The organism is Chitinophaga niabensis (genome assembly GCF_039545795.1).
GTDB lineage: Bacteria > Bacteroidota > Bacteroidia > Chitinophagales > Chitinophagaceae > Chitinophaga > Chitinophaga niabensis_B.
In genome coordinates this window covers 5,673,803-5,691,801 of record NZ_CP154260.1, presented here as the reverse complement: position 1 = coordinate 5,691,801, position 17,999 = coordinate 5,673,803, and the positions used below count along the sequence as shown (strand labels likewise).

Here is a 17,999-nt window from a genome sequence, read left to right as displayed (position 1 = left end):
ATGAAAGCGATCAAAATATTAACCTTCGTTACAGTACTTGGCCTTGGCACTACAGGTTGCAGCAAGCAGTTCTCGGATTATGAAATGAATAACAACAAGCCGCTGCAAACGCCTCCCGGCCTTGTGTTAACAGGGATCCTCAGTAGCATCAATATCAATTCTCCCTGGAGTGATGTAATGCGCTGGAACCAGTTCGATGCCTGTAACTATAACTATTATGGTAACCAACGTTACGATTGGGGCGGTGCAAAATCCAACGATTACTACTCGCTGGCCAATGTGCTGAAAATGGAATCAGAGGCCAAACGTTTGGGTGGTGCTACGGTGAACCCTTATGCAGCATTGGGTAAATTCTTCAAAGCCTTCCTCTTTTACCGCATGACGGTAATGGTAGGTGATCTGCCGATGACAGAGGCTTTGAAAGGAAAAGATAACCTCTATCCTGTGTATGATGATCAGAAAGCGATCTTCCTCCAGATACTGAAATGGCTGGATGAAGCCAATACAGATCTTACACAGCTCATCGTGAACCCGGATAAAAGTAATACCAGCGTAGGCCAGATCTTATCCAACGATTTCTACTTTGGTAACAATCTTGAAAACTGGCAGCGTACGGTAAACACTTTGCGTTTGCGTGTGCTGATCAGCCTGAGTATGAAAACAGCAGATGCTGAATTGAAGGTAGGGCAGCAGTTTGCGGATGTAGTGAATAATCCTGCCAAGTATCCTTTGATGACGAGTGTGCAGCAGAACATGCAGTATACCTATAACAACATCAATAAATATCCCATCAACCCGGATAACCTGGGGAACGATGCAACCCGTTATAACATGTCTGCCACCTATCTGAACAAGCTGGTGAGCTTGAATGACCCACGTGCTTACATCACTGCGGAGCCTGCCACGCAACAATTGAAGAATGGTAAAACGCCTGCTGATATTACAGCGTATGTGGGTGCGCCTTCCGGTGAAAGCCTGGATGACATGTCCTCTAAAATGGCGGATGTGGTGAATGCGGCTTACTCTCTCAGAAGCAGGAGCCGTTATTATTCAGGGTATTCTCCAGAACCACAGGTGTATATCGGGTATGCTGAAATGTGTTTCAATATTGCCGAAGCGATCAACCGTAGCTGGATCACAGGTAATGCGGAAGACTGGTATAAAAAAGGTATCCGTGCTTCTCTTTCATTTTATGGTGTTCCTGTTGATGCACCGGGCAATGTCACCAAAGCGTATGCAGGTACCAATTATACCATTCCCTTCAATTTTGAAGGTGTGTATTATCAACAGCCGGATGTAAAGTATGCAGGAAATAATGCTACCGGTCTGGCACAGATATTAACGCAAAAGTACCTGGCGTTTTTCCAGGGTTCGGACTTTGAAGCTTACCTGAACTGGAGAAGAACGGGCGTGCCGGTCTTCAGTGTAGGTGCAGGGACTGGGAATAATGGAGTGATACCCATGCGGTTTAAATATCCTGATAGTCATCGTTCTTCTAATGAAAAGAATTGGAAGGATGCGGTGCAGAAACAGTTTGGTTCTGCGGTGGATGATATTAATGCGAAGATGTGGTTGATAAAGTAATGATCTTAAAAAGCCCCGATTGTATCGGGGCTTTTTTATGCTATTTCTTTTAAGGCGTAGTTGGTGCTTCTGCCGCCGGAGTCTTCTTTTTCGAGGATGCCTTTTGTTATGAGGTCCTGTATATCTCTGGTGGCGGTGTCCTGAGAGCATTTATTCATTTTAGCCCATTTGGAGGAAGTGAGCTTTCCTTCGAAATCATCCAATAGTTTACTAAGCATTTTTTTCTGTCGTTCATTGAGCGGCTCGGTTGCAAAATTGTCCCAGAATTTCTTTCTCTTCATTATCATTGCCAGTGTATTATCAGTAGCGGCGATAGAGCGGTCAAAACATTGAAGGAACCAGGCCAGCCATTCGGTGATATCCAGCTCGCTTCTTTGTGTTTCCTGCAGCATATGATAATAGGTATTCCTTTCAGCTCTGATCTGTGCAGACATACTGTAGAACCTGTATGGTGTTTCATCTGCACGAGCCATTGCCATATCTGCAATAGCACGGCCTATGCGGCCATTGCCGTCATCAAATGGATGAATGGTTACAAACCAAAGATGTGCCATGGCTGCTTTTATAACCGGGTCCAACATCGGATCGGTATCATTGAACCAGTCGAGGAACTTTTGCATTTCAGCATCCAGTTTATCTGAGTCCGGTGCCTGAAAGTGAACTTTCTCATAGCCTATGGGGCCTGATACTACTTGCATGGGGGCATCTTTTGCATTTGTCCGCCATGCGCCAATGGTCATTTTGTATTTGTTTGCAGGAAATAATGAGGTATGCCAGCGGAAGAGCCGTTCAGCCGTTAGTGGCTCTTTGTAGTGTTGTGTGGCATCTACCATCATATCCACGATGCCTTCCACGTCCCGGTCTGCCGGAACGAAGCCACCAATATCTATTCCTAATCTTCGTGCAATGGAAGAACGTACCTGTTCTGGGTTAAGGATCTCACCTTCTATTTCGCTGGATTTGATTACATCTAATGTAAGGTTCTGCAATCCGGCTTGTTTTTGCAGATTGAACCCAAGACTTTCCATTCGGCCTAACAGCTTACCCTGATTATGGCGAACGTCTACAAGAGCCCAGTAGGTTTTGGGGAAATCAAAATAGAAGTCAGGCCATTTTGGTAATTGGTGTAAGTACATACTCCGCATTTTATGCGGTAAATATACGGCTTATTCTCCGCAAATAGTGCGTAAAATAGATCATTTATTCTCCGCAAAGCTCCCTTACAAATTCAGTCCCTTCACCTCAAATCCTTCCTCATTTGCCCTCAAATGCGCCACCCGCCCATATTCCACCCTGATCCCATAAGAATCTTCCAGGGCTGTATTGGTTGCGTAGGCTAAAATGGAACGGATCACGCCGCCGTGGGTGACGATAACGGTATCTTCTTTGGTTTTTAGTATTTCCTGGAAAGCGGCTACGCTGCGTTCGTAGAGAGCGGCATAACTTTCGCCGTTGGGCATGGGGTTGTAGAGGTAATCTGCCATCCAGGTTTTGGGAGTGGTGATAGCAATGTCTGTCCAGGTTTGCATTTCCCAGTCGCCGAAATTCACTTCGCGTAAACGTTCATCGGTTACAAAGGGAGCGCCAAACAGGAACTCGGCCAGTTTGCTGCATCGTTGTAGGGGACTGGCGAAAACGGTAAAGTCTTTTGCCGGTAAGATGTTCTGCACGCGGGTAGCTTCTGTATGAAAAGTGCTGGCCAGGTCTAGGTCGGTAAATCCGTAGCAGGTGCCGTAAATTACATCAGGCGTAGTATGCCTTATTAAAAATATATCCCTCATTCCGGCGCAAAGATACTATAATTCTATTACGCAGGTTGAAGGTCCAGTGTTCTGAACTTGTGTTGCAGCTCAATGGGCGTGGGAAATATTTCTGGATGGAAAAGATGGGAAAGCACAGTGATACCATCTACCAATGTGCTGGCACTGGGTTGGGTGAAGAGATCGTAGTCAGCCAGAAATACATGGTTATTGCGTACAGCTTGTAATTGCTCCCAACCGGGCACGCGGGTTACGAGATGTAATTCCTGTGCGGAACGTTCTGTGAGAAAACCGCAGGGTGCAATTACTAATACTTCGGGGTCATAACGTAGTATCTTTTCCCAGGGGGTAACGATGGAATCGCCGGCGGGATTGGATAACATGTCTACCCCACCAGCATAAGCAACCTGGTAAGGGATCCAGTGACCGCAGTTATACACAGGGGCCATCCATTCCATGATCATCACACGGCGTAAGGGAGCACGGTGTGCACGTAGAGTATCTACAGTAAAGTCCAAACGTTCCTGTAAACGGGCGAGGTAACGGTAAGCGGCTTCTTCTTCTCCCAATGCTTTACCTATGGTGATAGCACAATTAAAAACATCCTGGAGGTTATTGGGGCTGAGGCTTACCAGCTCGGGGAGCTTTGGTAATTTATAAACGGCCTGTTGCGTGCAATGGGTATCTATCTGGCATACTTCGCAAACATCCTGTGTAAAGATCACATCCGGTGCAATGGCTCCCAGTACGGCATCATCCACATAATACAAACTCTTGCCCTGTGCTTTGGACGCAGAAAAGATGCGGTCTATTTCCTCACTGCTGTAAGTATTTCCTTCCAATACGTAGCGTACTACCCGTTGTTTTTCAGCAAGTGCAATGGGCGGGCATTCAAATGTAACGCCATGCAACAGGTGTTGCAGGCCCATATCGTAGATCATTTGTGTGGCAGCGGGGAGAAAGGAACAGGCGACCATGTTTGTATTTTTTATAAAGGGGCTGACCATGCAGCCAGCCCCTTTGTGATATTATCTTGGAATAGACAGTGCTGGTATTTTGTTCTGCATCCACTCGAATAAACCGAAGAAGATAGCACTGAACACTAGGTTACTCAGTATGGTATTCTTTACTAACGGCAACCCTTGTATGTAACATTTCACGAGACCTTGTGCATCTTTTGTGAAGGGAAGACCGGTTGTCATGTCAATATTATGTGTGGTGGTCCATGTACCGAAATCGGCCAGCAGCCAGAATACGATGGCAGCGATCATGCTGGCAGCCACCACATTGGTGATCCGCACTTTTTTGATGATGAGCTGTCCGGTTAATACCATAGCGGCAAAGCCCAGGTACGTCCAGATCCATCCTTCATACAGGATGCCGGTGGCATATGCTTTATAGATGGTTTGGCTCATGATCACATCACCGAGGAAAAGGGTGAGCAGCGGGAACACATAACTTTTCCATTTATCTGCAAAGTAAGCGCCGCCAAATAAGGCCATGGCTCCTACAGGAGAAAAATTGGAGAAGGGGGTGATCTCACCTGCTGCGGTGATCCGCAGTACACCTGCTACTACGATGAATAATAACAGCACTAAAAAGCGGGGCTGTAAGTTTTTAATTGACATGACGGGTATAGTATTTAGATATTACAAACTGAAAGATATTCCGGCCTGCATGTTAAAGCCTTGCACGGAGTATCCGTAAATTTCCCAATATTTTTTGTTATTGGTGATATTATTTGCATTAAAAAATAAACGGCCATTGTCAGAGAAGCGGTATTCTGCATACATATCCCAGATGGTGTAGGCTTTCAGCTCAACATTCTGAGAAGGATTTGGCCATGGCGGAAAGTACAGATCGTTCCTGGTACCTACCTGGCGGATATTGGTGCTTACTAATACTTTCGGTAATACCTGGTAAGCAATGTTCAAACCACCACTGTGGTTAGGACGGCGTACGAGGTTATTGTAGGTGGTATCTTTTGTACCGGCCCTGGTAGTTACCTGTCCTTCCACATAAGCGTAGAATACTTTCACATCCAGGCCTTTTGCAGGATGTACAGCCAGTTCCACTTCTATTCCTTTATCGTTCTGCTTGTTAAAGTTCATGTACTTGTTGCCGATGTAGGCGATCACATCTTTAATATCACGTTTGAATCCTACTACGCGGAGATCCAGTTTATCTTTTATGAGGAAGGTCTGGAAGCCGGCTTCGTAGCTGGTGGCTTTTTCTGCTTTCAGGTTCTCATCTCCGTAAGAAGCATAGAGCGCAGTTAAAGTAGGTGCCTTGAATCCGGAAGAGATGTTCACAAACAGTTTCAGCTTATCAGACACCAGGTAAGAAGGGTTGAGGCTGTAAGTGAAGTTGTTGCCGAACTTGGAATGCAGGGTATAACGGCCGCCAGCTTCAAAGCTGAAGCCATGCAGGTTTTTAATGAATACAGACACGTAAGGGCTGGTGTTGAATAGCGAGCGTGCACTGAATTTGTTGACAAGGAAATTAACTGTGTCTATCAGTTCCGCTTTACGATATTCCACTCCTGCCAGTACCTGGAACCAGTCATTGATGCTATAGTGACCATACACATCCGCGAAGTAAGAACGGCCGTCCAGGGGAAGTACTCCCCACTGGCTTTCATCCACGCGTGTTACTTTCTGGTAGCCGAAATTGGCGCGTATTTCTCCTTTACCGTTCAGGTCATAGATACCACGGATACCGGTATGGATGAGATCTGATTTGTTAGTGTTCTTCAGGGCATCCACAAATGGGCCGCCATCGTAAGAGCTTTTGTAATCAGAGTATACGAAGAAGGGTTGCAGTTTCAGCTGTTCTGTAGCCTGGATGCCGAGGTTTACCATCACGGCATTCTGTTTGTAACCATCCTTGTCGAATTGCGGATTGGTCACCGTATCATGCGGTGCGGCTTCAGAGATACCATCTGTTTCAAAGTGGGTGAAGCTCACGTTGTAGTCAACATTCTCCTGGTGGCCGCGCAGACCAACTGTTCCTTTCAGGCTGCGGTTGCTGCCCCAGGTAAGGTTGCCGAAACCACTGATGGGTTTTACGCCGCCTTTTTTAGTGATGATGTTGATCACACCGGCGATGGCATCTGCACCATACAATGTAGATTGTGTGCCGCGCAGGATCTCAATTCTTTCGATGAGGTCTACCGGCATAAAGCGGAGGTCGATGGCATTACCGGTAAGGCCGGTAGCATCTGCAGCGGGGATACCATCTAAGAGGATAGTGGTATATTGAGAAGTGGCACCGCGGAAATACAGTTCTTTGTTTTTACCGGGGTTGGAACCTACGCCATTGATCACGATGCCGGCTTGTTCATTCAGTACATCACTTACAGAGCGGCCGATGTTCCTTTCAATTTGTTCACGGCCAATAACGGTGAGCACCTTACCGGTTTCACTTTGTTTTTTGGCGAATTTGGTAGCAGTAACTACTACGGTGTTGAGTTGCGATACGCGCGAAGAATCCTGCGCGAAGCCAGCGTGGCCCATTGCCAGCATGGCAATTGCGATTGGTGTGTAGATGTTTTTTTTCATGTAATTGTTTTAATTACACGCAAGGGAGATACTGAAAAGTATAGAATGCCGTTTCGAACAGGCAATTACACCCTCCGCTTTTCACCCGAAAGCGCGGACTGATAAAATGGGTATACGGCAGGTCTTCTGGCTTTCCTGCTTTCCGGATTGACCTTCCCTCCCGTTATGAGAAGTGGTTGAAGCGTCCGAAAAACATTCCTTATGGAGAAAGATAAGGAAGCAGGATCACAGCTACGGGGATAGCTCCGGAATTGAACCGGATTCCCTATTAATGCCTGATAGAAGAAGGATATCTTCTAAGGGCAACCGTTTACCGGGGGCAAACCTACGATATTTTGTAATATCTTGTAGATATGAGTATTAAACCTAAGCTGGGGCCCTTTGACCTGACGATGATAGTGGTGGGATTAGTGATTGGTATGGGCATCTTCAAAACCCCTGTGAGCGTGGCCCGGGAAACCGGTACGCCAACATTGTTCTATGCTGTATGGGCATTGGCAGGACTTGTTTCCTTATGCGGGGCGCTTACTTATGCAGAGATCGGTTCCCGTTATCCTGTTGCAGGGGGCTTTTATAAAGTATGCTCCTATGGTTACCATCCTGCTTATTCTTTTATGATCAACTGGACGCTGGTGATCTCTAATGCGGCTTCCATTGCAGCTGTTTGTATTGTTGGGGCGGAATATATAGGGCCAGTGCTTTTACCCGAAACCGTTCAACATGAAGGAGGGCGGAAAGCCATTGCCATCGGGGCTGTGCTATTCCTGTATGTGATCAATATGATGGGCATCCGTATGAGTGCCAACTGGCAGAATATACTTACGGTGGTGAAGATAGGGATGGTATTACTGCTTTGTTTAACCGTATTCAGCAATCATGTGGCCCCGCCCAGTACAGCTACCACCACCAGCAGCCATGGCTGGTTTTATATTTTTGGTGCTGCCCTGGTACCGGTATTCTTTACCTATGGCGGTTATCAGCAGACCATCAACTTTGGAAGTGATGTACGGGAGCCGGCTAAAAATACACCCAGGGCTATTTTCATTGGCATCAGCATTATCCTTTTCTTATACCTGACGGTGAACTATGCTTATGTGAAAGTGATAGGTTTTGAGCAGCTGAAAACAACAGATGCCCTGGCAGCCCGTATGGCAGGCGTATTTTTTGGAGAGAACGGATTTAAGATCACCTCTATTTTATTGTTCTTATCCGTGCTGGGGTATTCTAACGTGAACCTCATTTCCAATCCCCGCATGTATTACGCCATGGCGGAAGACGGGGTATTACCTTCGGTCTTTAAAAGGGTGAACAGCAAAACGCAGGTGCAGGAAGTGGCCCTTACCACCTTTACTGTATTGATCATAGGGCTGCTGTATTTCCTGAGCAATTTTGACAAGATCATCCAGTACGTAATGCTGTTTGATTCCATCGGCCTGGCTTCTGCGGCGGCCACTATATTTATCCTGAGGAAGAAAACGGCGCACCTGGACAATACAGGTATCTATAAAATGCGTTTATACCCCTGGTTACCGGTATTTTTTATTGGAACTTATCTCTTTGTAACAGTCAATATCTTTATAAGTGACTGGCAGCAGGCCCTTAGTGGAATGTTCTGGTTCGTAGCGGGCCTGCCGATCTACTTTTTTATGAAAAGAGCCGTACGCCGGACCGTCACGGAGAAATGAAGTTTATGTACTTTGCGTCTTTTTTGGATAGTGCAAAGGGAATACAACTGACTATGGATCTATCGTTTATTATCAATGAATTGGGGGAAGACAGAGAGCAATATTTTAATGCCATTGCTCCTCCAATTATGCAAAGCAGCAATTTTGCGTTCGAGACAGTCGCAGCTATGAGAGACCTGCTGCTGGATGAGTACAAGGGTTTCCTGTACTCCCGGGGGCATAATCCAACCATTGACATCCTTCGGCAGAAGCTGGCCGCATTGGATGGAGCGGAGGATGCGCTTGTATTTGGAAGCGGCGCCGCAGCTATTTTTACGGGGGTACTTTCTGTTGTGCAACAGGGGGACCATGTGATCTGTGTACGCGACCCTTACAATTGGGCAAGACAACTATTTGAGATCATCCTGCCGAAATTCGGGGTGGAAACCACTTTTGTGGACGGAACGGACACCGCCAATTTTGAAAAGGCGATCCGGCCCAATACCCGTCTCATTTACCTGGAATCTCCCAACTCCTTTACGTTTGAGTTACAGGATATAAAGGCCGTAGCCCAATTAGGTCGCAGCCGGAATATCACCACCATGATCGATAACAGTTACTGTACACCTTTGTACCAGCAACCGCATCTGATGGGGATAGATCTCTGCCTGCAATCTGCTACCAAATTCATCAGTGGTCATAGTGATACCATGGCGGGTGTATTGACCGGTTCCCAGGAAAAGATCCGCCGGATCTTTGTATCTGAATACCTGAATATCGGCAGTGGTATTGCGCCTTTTAATGCATGGCTTTTACTGAGAGGGTTGCGTACCCTGGAGATCAGGCTGCAACGCAGTGCGGATAGTACCCGGCAGGTATTGGCATGGCTGAAAAAACATCCCCTGATCCATAAAGTATTCTTTCCGCTGGACCCGGATTTTCCGCAGTTTGAACTGGCTTCCAGCCAGATGAAGGGAGCAGCGGGGTTGCTGACCATTCAATTAAAAGTGGAACGCCGGGAGCAGGTGGAATTGTTCTGCAATTCCCTGAAACATTTTCTCATGGCTGTTTCCTGGGGTGGGCATGAGTCTTTGGCTTTCCCTGCCTGTGCTTCCCTGGAGGCGGATAGTTTTGATCCTAAGGAGCCGAAACATAAGATGGTGCGGTTGTATATAGGGCTGGAGGACCCGGGATATTTAATTAAAGACCTGGAGCAGGCTTTAAATAAGATCTAGATATAGGCGGCCGGAGTTCCGGCCTGCAAGCATAAAAAATCCCGGTAAGCATGGCCTACCGGGATTTCTTTTATAAAGGAATTTATCATCAACCAGGCATCCGGCTGATGTATTTGTCCATTTCTTTAATCTGACTTTTGATCTGCTCGGTAGTAGGCTTCTGCTCTTTTGCACGGCGGAAATACTCTTTGGCAGCTTTAAAATCCCGGCGACCCATAGAAATAGAGCAGAGCTGCAATAAAGCGGCGGCGGTATTTTCTTTGTCTGGCAGGCCCAGCTTGAGGGCTTTACGCAGGTTTTCGCTGGCTGTTTTGGTATCATTCTTCTGAGAAGCGATGATGCCCAGTTGGAAATACTGCATGCCTTCATGTTCCCTGGTAGGACTGCCGGATTTGATACTGGCCCTTACGGCAGATTCCGCTTTGTCCAGATCTTCATTCTGCATGGCCAGGTTACTTTGCATCAGGTAATACCCGGAACGGATGGGTTTGTACAGCAGTTTCGGGAACTGGATACTATTCAGGATGCGCATGGCTCCATCCACATCTCCAGCCTCCACAGCTTCCTGTACCAGGCGCATAGGCCCAAACAGGAAATGCGTAACGATACAAACAACGGCTATCAGCAATACAATAGCAGCTTCCCACCAGCCAAAAGCAAGGCCCAGCGCAATACCCCCTATCAAAAGCAGGATGCCCAGGGGTAAACGATATTTGATAAATAAATTAAATGCTTTCATAATTCTTTCAACGAGGGGCAAAGATACAATAACTAAAAAGGAAAAAGCAGGACAAAATTGCCCTGCTTTTCCCTTTTTTAAGCCGGTTTCCCGTTAATTATTTCCTTGTAAAAGAATATACGATATAAGCGGTTTTGCCATCATAAGTAACCGGTGCGCGCCATACCATGGAGGTATTGTTAACAGAAGTCAGTTCCACCCGGTACCCGTCTGAGATATTTTTGGCTTTCACCCCTTCCAGCAGTTCCTTGAACTGGATCATCACCACGCCGCCCTGGTTGAGGGTAGACCATACGATGTTCTGGGAAACGGGTGTACAGCCATTAGCAGAAGAAGTGGTAGCGAAACTGCCGTATTTATTGGATGGCAGGTTCCAGTCACTGCCCTCGAGGCATTTGGGTGGAATATTGGAAAAAACAGTGGTCACCTTGGCCGTGGAAGGCAAACCGTCATAACTTACATTGTTCAGCGTCCATTTTCCTTTTGCGTCTTTGCCCATACTGGCGGCAGTTGGGGTACCCTGCTGTGAAGCACAGGCACTCAGCAGCAGGGAGGCTGCTCCAAATACTGTAAAGAGGCGGATCAATTGCTTTGTCATTTTTTGGATGTTTTGATGCATAGGTAACAAAAAACCGGCCAAAAGTGTTGTAAAAAAATATGGGCACACGCGTGGTGTGCCCTTTTTGCTTTTTTGGGGCTACGAACAAATGTTTTTGGGGATAAACATTACAAGGAATAAATGTTTCCGGGGCTAATTAGCATATGAATAAAAAACAGTGTACCTGGCCAATACATTATTATCCGGGTTGCGGGAGATCGTTTCTCTTTTCAGGGGGTATCCTTTTGCATCATATTCATAAGTGTATTCCGTTGTCCATTCAATATTCCCCCATCCATCATAATGAATTTCTTTCTCTACACATCGGGGCAGCCCCTTTGTGTATTTTTGTTGTATGATACCCTCTAACGGATCCGGATGATCACTGTAACGGGCATATTCGATCGTTCCCTGAAGATCCGGCCCGAGGTATGTATCTATCTTATGAACATTTCCTTTTGCATCATAGTCGTACGTTCTTTTCTGCTGCGGTACCCATTGGCCATTTTCCCGGTGATATGTTTGTTCTTCATCCAGCTTGCCGTTCCGGTAGCTGTATGTTACATAGTTTGTTACCCCATCGTTGACATCGCTGATCTCCATTTTTTTCAGGGTATCTCCTGCATAGAAGTATTCAGAGAACTCTGCGTTGTAATGGATTATTTTATGCAGGCGGTTGTTCTTGTATGTATACTCCTGGTGAGCAGTGTCTCCATAACCACGGTAATAGAAAAACCTGATCACCTGGCCTTGCGCGTCATACTGGAATTTATCAACCTTGTTGTTATCCGCTGCTGCCACTCTCAGCAATAACCTATTGTTATTTGGCTGCAAGGGTTTGGGGTCCTTCCTGCAAGAAATGATCATGGCGATGCATAGCACTGCCACAAGGGGGGTGTTAAAAAGCATGTCATTAGGTTTCCGTTGCTGTAAAATTGCAACAGTTGGGGGTAGCATACAATCACATATCGATGTGGTTTACAACGAACGTGTGAGGATGAGTGGTTGTAACTAGATGGGAATGTGAAAACCAGATCGGTGTTTAAAAGCCTTGACTATGGTTTTTGAAGCATGTTGCTTACACCAGCTTGTCCCTGAAGGCCTTGGCTACAGCTTCCGATTTTGAGTTAACATGTAATTTCTCGTAGATCTTTTTAATATGTGAGCGTACGGTATCTATAGAAATGAAGATCTCTCCCGCGATCATTTTATAACTGTAACCATTTACCAGTAATTGCAGCACTTCTTTTTCCCGCTCTGAAAGATGATAGGTATCATTCTTGTCAGAAGGCTGGCGGGCAAAGAGATGTAATACCTGCCGGGCGATAGAAGAGGTCATGGGGGCACCGCCTTCATATACTTCGTGTATGTATTCCAGTAATTTTTCGGGGGATGTTTTTTTCAGGAGGTATCCATCTGCACCCGCTTTGATGGCATCAAAAACATGCTGGTTATCATCAAACACCGTGAGCATGAGAATGGGAAGATCGGGGTATTGTGAACGGATGATCCGTAGGCCCTGAATGCCATTGGTACCCGGCATATCGATGTCCATTAATATTACGTCAGGAAGCAGCTCTTGCGTTTGTTGCAGAATATGGTCGCAGTTCTTGAATGCGCCGCATACTATAAAGTCGTTTGCTCCATCGATCAGTAATGTTAAGTTCTCTCGCAGTTTGGTGTTATCCTCGTATAACACAATTCGAATCATGGTAATGGAATGTTCGGTAAAGGTAACATGCCTGACCGGTTCTGCCAACCACATGGTTATGTGGTTGGGAACATGAGCGTGATCACGGTGCCTTTTCCGGGTTGTGACTGAATATTAAGATGGCCTTTCATGCGGTGTGCCCTGCGTTGCATATTCATCAATCCATCTCCTTCATTTGCATCATTCACATCAAAGCCTACGCCGTTATCCTGTACACGTAGTACCAGTTTGCCTTTGCGTAACTGAATGCGGATGTCTACAAAAGTACATTGGGCATATTTGGCGATATTGGTGATGGTTTCTTTATAGATCATGAAGAAGTCGTGCCGGCTTTCCAGTTGCAGCCTGCGGTTGAAGATCTTATCATCGATGGAAAATGTGAATGCTATCTGCCGGCCTTCCAGTACACCTGTTGTGAATTCACGCATCCTGGCAATCACTCTTTGCAGGTTATCGTTCATGGGGTTGATGCTCCACACAATATCGTCCATGCTTTCCATCATGCGGGTGGTACTGTCGCCGATCTTCACCAGGAATTCCTGTGTTTTACTGAGGTCTGCCAGGGCTGCGTTCCTCCTGGCCATGGCACTCATGATATTAATGGAAGTGAGCGTGGAGCCCATATCATCATGTAAGTCCCGTGCAATGCGACGCCTTACTTTTTCGGTGGACATGATACGATTCACACGGATGCGGTGAATGAGATAAATGATGCCGGCGATGAGTAATATGATCAGCCCGTAAAACCATCCTTTCTGCCAGATAGGCGAAGCCAGTACAATACGGATGGAAGTGATGTGCTGGCTTTGCATGCCTTCTCCGTTCTCGCAATATACCTGGAAGGTATAAGTGCCGGGAGCAAGATTGGTGTAGGTCACATACCTGCGGTTGCCTGCTTTTACCCAGCCATTGTCTATTCCTTCTAAACGGTAAGAATAACTGAGATTATCCTGTTCGAGATAGGCGAGGGAAATATAACCGATGGTGAAATTGCAATCCTGGTACCGCAGGTTTATTTCGGGATCAGCATTCTCCATCATGGGCTGATAAGGCGTCACCAGGTCCCCGTCTGTTTTAAAATAATGGATGCGTACATCAGGAGGCGGAACAGGGTCCTGCAGGCTATCCGGTTCAAAGAAGATAATGTTTTTGGTACTGCCCAACACTACGCGGCCATCCCGCAGTTTGTAACTGGCGGGGGATTCAAAGGTTTCATCTGCAATCCCGTATTTCCTGCCGTAGTGCACTACTTTGCGTTTGGTGAGATTAGCTTTGCCTGCGCTGAAGTTTGTAGTGAACAGGATGTTCTGATCATTGAGGGGCTGCACATTGGTGATGGCGCCAACGGGCAATCCATCTTCCTGCGTAATAGTTGAAAGCACTTTATCCTTTTTCGTATCCAGCAGTACGATGCCGCCTGCTGCGATCAGGAGTTTGTGATCTCCCATGGGGAAGATGTTGCGGATATCGCTGGTGGGTAAGAGGTGAGCGCGTTCATCAGCTGCATAACGTTGCATTACATGGCCGGCGGTATCCATTTTCAACAGGCCATTGTACATGGTACCTACCCAGATGAAATTATCCTCGTCTGCATAAATATCCTGAATATGGTTCCAGAGATAACGGCCCTGCGTATAAAAACTATCTGTGAAAGTGCGGATGTTATTACGTTGGAGGTCCCATTTTGCTACGATACCTCTTTGTGTGCCCAGCCATACCTTCCCCTGTTTGTCCAGCGTCATGCAACGGATGGAGCGGTTATCCAGTTCTTTCAATACACGGTATTCCACTTTCCATGTTTTGGGATCTACGATCCATAGGTTAGCATGCTGTGCGCCGATCAGTACTTTTCCATCCGGCAGGGGCAACATGCAAAAGGCCATGTTGATGGTAGTATTGGAGGGGTGGAACAGGCGTTTTTTTAACCGGGTGATGGAACTGTCGAATACCAGTACCCCATATCCCCAGCTGCTCACCCATACGTCTCCATTAGGATGTTGCCAGATATCAGTGGCTTCCAGTAAAGGGGGCGAGTGTTTGTAACTCTCCGGCCAGTAGATCACTGTATGGAATTGCTGTTTGGCATAATTGAAGATGAACAGGCCATTGCTGGTACCTATCCAGAGGTTCTGCATATTGTCTTCTGCGAGGGCGAACATCTCTGAATAGTCCAGGCCATTGCGGGCGAACTGGTTACGTTCGAATATCTCCAGCTGGTGGCCATCCGGGGTGAATCGAAGTAAGCGGTCTCCTGCAGCCCAAATATTCCCGCGGCTATCTTCTATCAACTGGGACATATGGCCCTGGTCTTTATGCTGTTCTGTGAGCACCCCGGTTTGCAGATCATAATGATAGAAACGGGGCCTTTCTGCATTGCGAAGCCAGGTATTAATGAACAGGCCACGTTTGGAACTGCCGAATAAACGGGTAACGTTTACCTGTAGCTGCGGGGTATTCAGGAGCGGAATGTTACGGGGATTGTTCTGTGGCGTATAACAGATCTTCTGCGCATAGTCCAGCATACAGATCCCGATATTGGTACCCAGCCAGTAATTATGCGTAACAGGGTCCTCTGCTACATTGACGATATTGAAACCGGCGGGGGCGAAGAATTTAGAGAAGGGGATGAATGCCAGTGCTTTTTCTTCATACAAAAAAGTACCGTGGTCTGTAGTGCAGAGCCAGGTGTTACCACGACTGTCTATAAAGAACTGCGTGGCCTGGAAGTTCTTTTCAATATGCTGGTGCAGAACCAGTATTTTGCGTGCTTTGCCTGTTACATAATTATAGGTGACGATGCAGGAGTTATAAGCGATCCAGAGGGTATTGTTCTTTCCTTCCAGGATGCGCTGTACCTTTTCATGATAGATCTCCGGTATGCCCTCAAAGGGGAAGTATTCAAATTGTTTGCCATCGTAGCGTTGGAGCCCTCCTTCCGTACCTATCCACATAAAACCTTTGGTATCCTGGAAAATGGCCGTCACATAATTGCTGCGCAAACCGTCTTCCACATTGAGGCGGGAGAAGAGATAAGATTGGGATTGGGGCTTTGCAGCCAGTTGAAAAAGCAGGAACAACACAGAGAGTAGCAGCTGCTTTTCCTTGCGGATCATGTACATAGATTAATGCTCTCCTCAAAAATAATTGCTTAATTCCATTAATTCAGCAATTGAAGCATTAAAAAAGACATTTCACATCTTTATGTGGTTGGCTTTAGATCAAAGCCTTCTACCTTTGCTGCAAGGAAACTAATTGCGAAGTAAACGACCCCGGAGTAAGCCCCCAATTGCCTGATCCGATAAATAGCAATACCCGTGCATGCTGCCGCCAGCATGGTAATGGCGTACACGCTATGTTTACTGAGAACTGAGATCTTTTAGATTGACAAACCTCCCCGCTACACGCAAGCGGAGGTGCGGATGCAGGGCACTTTTTTTCCGTGTTCTGCTTCCCGCATCATTCAAAAACGCCTTATAGGAATATGCTGCTAATATAACGGGCGCAAGCTTCAGCTTGTGCCTTTTCCTTTTTATTTCGATGAGATTCGTTATTTTACATGAAGTGACAGCGATTCCACATTCCAATAAAAAACCCAAGCTCACCCATGCCGGATGCCTATGAACAGGGTGAAGACCTGACCAGTTCCTGGCAACTTGTGCTCCAGGGAGATGCAAGAGCGTATGCCGGCATTCACGGTCAATTACATCCGGTATTATACCGGTATGCACTCGCCATGCTTGGTAATGAAGATGTTGCGCAGGATGCGGTGCAGGAAGTGTTTATTCGTATATGGTATAAAAAAGAAAACATTGGCCTGCTACAGAATGTGCGGGCTTTTTTCTTCACGGCCCTCCGGCGGCAGGCACTCAACCAGTTACGCGGGTTACGTACCCTCCAGATCTTACCCCCCAGCGAACCCGATATCGCATTTTCGCCGGAGGACATTATTATAGAACAGGAGCAAACCACAGAACGGCAGTCCAGGATCAGCCAGTACCTCAATCAGTTACCCCGGCGGCAGAAAGAAGTGATCTATTTGCGCTTTTATGAAGAGCTTTCTTATACAGAAATAGCGGAGATCATGAAAGTGAATTACCAGTCCGTGATCAATTTAGCCCATAAGGCCCTCACCCAGCTCAGGGGAATGATGGGGCATATCCCTTTATGGTGGCTGTTCCTGCATTTATTTTAAAAAAAGTTCCCTGAAAAGGAGTATCCCGGTGCCTGTTTGCGTGTCTTCTAATAAAACACGCTATGGAAGATCCATCCGTACCGCAAGATCCAGGCAGTTCTCCTATCCGCTTCCGGCGTAAAGCAGTGCCGGAAGAAAAAACAAAAGAAAGCTGGCAGCAGATTGAAACGGCTATTTCCCGGAAAAAGTCCGGGATGGTAAGGCGTATTGTTGTAAGGGCCCTGGCAGCAGCCGTGTTGTTGCCATTACTGGGGTATGCAGCCTATAATATCTATTGTACGATTGTTTCCAATAGCACCAAGAGTTACCATACTGCCTATGGGGAGATCAAACAGGTGGTACTTCCGGACAGTTCGATCGTCTACCTTAATGCGAACTCCACATTGCGTATACCCATGGAGTGGGATCCTGCGGAAAGCCGTAGTGTTTGGCTGGATGGGGAGGCTTACTTTGAGATCACCAAAAAGCCCGGTGCGGGGAATGCACAGTTCATTGTACATACGGATGAAATTGACGTAGCGGTATTGGGTACAAAGTTCAATGTGAATATGTTAGGCGCGCGCACCACCGTTTCCCTGAAAGAGGGAAAGGTACAGCTGACAGCCAGTGATAAGGTGTTTATGATGAAACCGGGAGATGAAGTGCAGGTGGAAAAACATCAATCCAAACTCCGGGAAGCCGTGAATACAGAGTTAATAGCAGACTGGCGGAATCACCGGTATCATTTTGAAAATACTTCTATTGCAGAGATATCATCCATCATCTTAACAAAATTCGGCTATGAAGTGTTGGTCTTAGACGACGAGATCAACCACAAAAAGATCAGCGGGGATCTTTACGCAGAGGATATCACGCAGCTTTCGCGGGCATTGTCCATCACTATGAACATCCAAATTGAAGCAAAGGACGGCCAGCTGGTATTTAAGAATAAAGAATAACCTAACAATAATTTAAAA

At 46.6% G+C, this 17,999-nt stretch carries 15 protein-coding genes and 1 riboswitch; of the genes, 5 read left to right on the top strand and 10 right to left on the bottom strand.

Annotated elements, in window-relative coordinates:
- Entirely contained in the window at positions 1–1,584 is a 1,584-nt protein-coding gene (locus AAHN97_RS22595; protein WP_343304370.1) for a SusD/RagB family nutrient-binding outer membrane lipoprotein, read from the top strand.
- A 35-nt stretch (positions 1,585–1,619) separates the two neighbouring features.
- Here AAHN97_RS22595 and AAHN97_RS22590 read toward each other — a convergent pair whose 3' ends face one another.
- From AAHN97_RS22590 to AAHN97_RS22570, 5 genes are all read right to left on the bottom strand, one after another.
- Positions 1,620–2,720 carry a Fic family protein gene (locus tag AAHN97_RS22590; RefSeq protein WP_343304369.1) on the bottom strand — a complete coding sequence of 367 codons (1,101 nt, stop codon included), beginning with the start codon at positions 2,718–2,720 and terminating at the stop codon, positions 1,620–1,622.
- An 84-nt stretch (positions 2,721–2,804) separates the two neighbouring features.
- Positions 2,805–3,365: an alpha-ribazole phosphatase family protein gene (gene cobC, locus AAHN97_RS22585; RefSeq protein WP_343304368.1), complete on the bottom strand. Its 561-nt coding sequence runs from the start codon at positions 3,363–3,365 to the stop codon at positions 2,805–2,807.
- Positions 3,366–3,391: 26 nt separating this feature from the next.
- Positions 3,392–4,321, bottom strand: coding sequence for an ABC transporter substrate-binding protein (locus AAHN97_RS22580; RefSeq protein WP_343304367.1), 930 nt, complete (start codon positions 4,319–4,321; stop codon positions 3,392–3,394).
- 51 nt (positions 4,322–4,372) lie between these two features.
- Positions 4,373–4,972: a DUF6580 family putative transport protein gene (locus tag AAHN97_RS22575; protein WP_343304365.1), complete on the bottom strand. Its 600-nt coding sequence runs from the start codon at positions 4,970–4,972 to the stop codon at positions 4,373–4,375.
- Between the two features lie 21 nt (positions 4,973–4,993).
- Positions 4,994–6,904 (bottom strand): TonB-dependent receptor plug domain-containing protein, encoded by a 1,911-nt coding sequence (locus AAHN97_RS22570; RefSeq protein ID WP_343304364.1) that lies wholly within the window; start codon positions 6,902–6,904, stop codon positions 4,994–4,996.
- Between the two features lie 99 nt (positions 6,905–7,003).
- A riboswitch (cobalamin riboswitch) is annotated at positions 7,004–7,230 on the bottom strand.
- Positions 7,231–7,257: 27 nt separating this feature from the next.
- Here AAHN97_RS22570 and AAHN97_RS22565 point away from each other — a divergent pair.
- Together AAHN97_RS22565 and AAHN97_RS22560 are read left to right on the top strand one after the other, a co-directional pair.
- A complete protein-coding gene (locus tag AAHN97_RS22565) occupies positions 7,258–8,589 on the top strand; it encodes an APC family permease (RefSeq protein ID WP_343304363.1) in 1,332 nt (443 codons plus the stop codon).
- Positions 8,590–8,642: 53 nt separating this feature from the next.
- A complete protein-coding gene (locus AAHN97_RS22560) occupies positions 8,643–9,803 on the top strand; it encodes a trans-sulfuration enzyme family protein (RefSeq protein WP_343304362.1) in 1,161 nt (386 codons plus the stop codon).
- Positions 9,804–9,891: 88 nt separating this feature from the next.
- Here the strand turns inward: AAHN97_RS22560 and AAHN97_RS22555 are convergent, their stop codons facing one another.
- The 5 genes from AAHN97_RS22555 to AAHN97_RS22535 all read right to left on the bottom strand — a co-directional run bounded on the left by AAHN97_RS22555 (position 9,892) and on the right by AAHN97_RS22535 (position 15,964).
- Positions 9,892–10,542 (bottom strand): tetratricopeptide repeat protein, encoded by a 651-nt coding sequence (locus tag AAHN97_RS22555; RefSeq protein ID WP_343304361.1) that lies wholly within the window; start codon positions 10,540–10,542, stop codon positions 9,892–9,894.
- A 97-nt stretch (positions 10,543–10,639) separates the two neighbouring features.
- The gene (locus tag AAHN97_RS22550; protein WP_343304360.1) at positions 10,640–11,140 is read right to left on the bottom strand and encodes a hypothetical protein; all 501 of its coding nucleotides are present in this window, start codon (positions 11,138–11,140) and stop codon (positions 10,640–10,642) included.
- A 153-nt stretch (positions 11,141–11,293) separates the two neighbouring features.
- Positions 11,294–12,049 (bottom strand): hypothetical protein, encoded by a 756-nt coding sequence (locus AAHN97_RS22545; protein WP_343304359.1) that lies wholly within the window; start codon positions 12,047–12,049, stop codon positions 11,294–11,296.
- Between the two features lie 169 nt (positions 12,050–12,218).
- Entirely contained in the window at positions 12,219–12,851 is a 633-nt protein-coding gene (locus AAHN97_RS22540; RefSeq protein WP_343304358.1) for a response regulator transcription factor, read from the bottom strand.
- 56 nt (positions 12,852–12,907) lie between these two features.
- Positions 12,908–15,964, bottom strand: a complete 3,057-nt coding sequence (locus AAHN97_RS22535; RefSeq protein WP_343304357.1) for a sensor histidine kinase — start codon at positions 15,962–15,964, stop codon at positions 12,908–12,910.
- Between the two features lie 491 nt (positions 15,965–16,455).
- On the opposite strand from AAHN97_RS22535, the gene AAHN97_RS22530 reads away from it, so the two are divergent.
- Positions 16,456–17,043, top strand: a complete 588-nt coding sequence (locus tag AAHN97_RS22530) for an RNA polymerase sigma factor (protein WP_343304356.1) — start codon at positions 16,456–16,458, stop codon at positions 17,041–17,043.
- Positions 17,044–17,105: 62 nt separating this feature from the next.
- Positions 17,106–17,981, top strand: a complete 876-nt coding sequence (locus tag AAHN97_RS22525; protein WP_343304355.1) for a FecR family protein — start codon at positions 17,106–17,108, stop codon at positions 17,979–17,981.
- Positions 17,982–17,999: the final 18 nt, after the last annotated feature.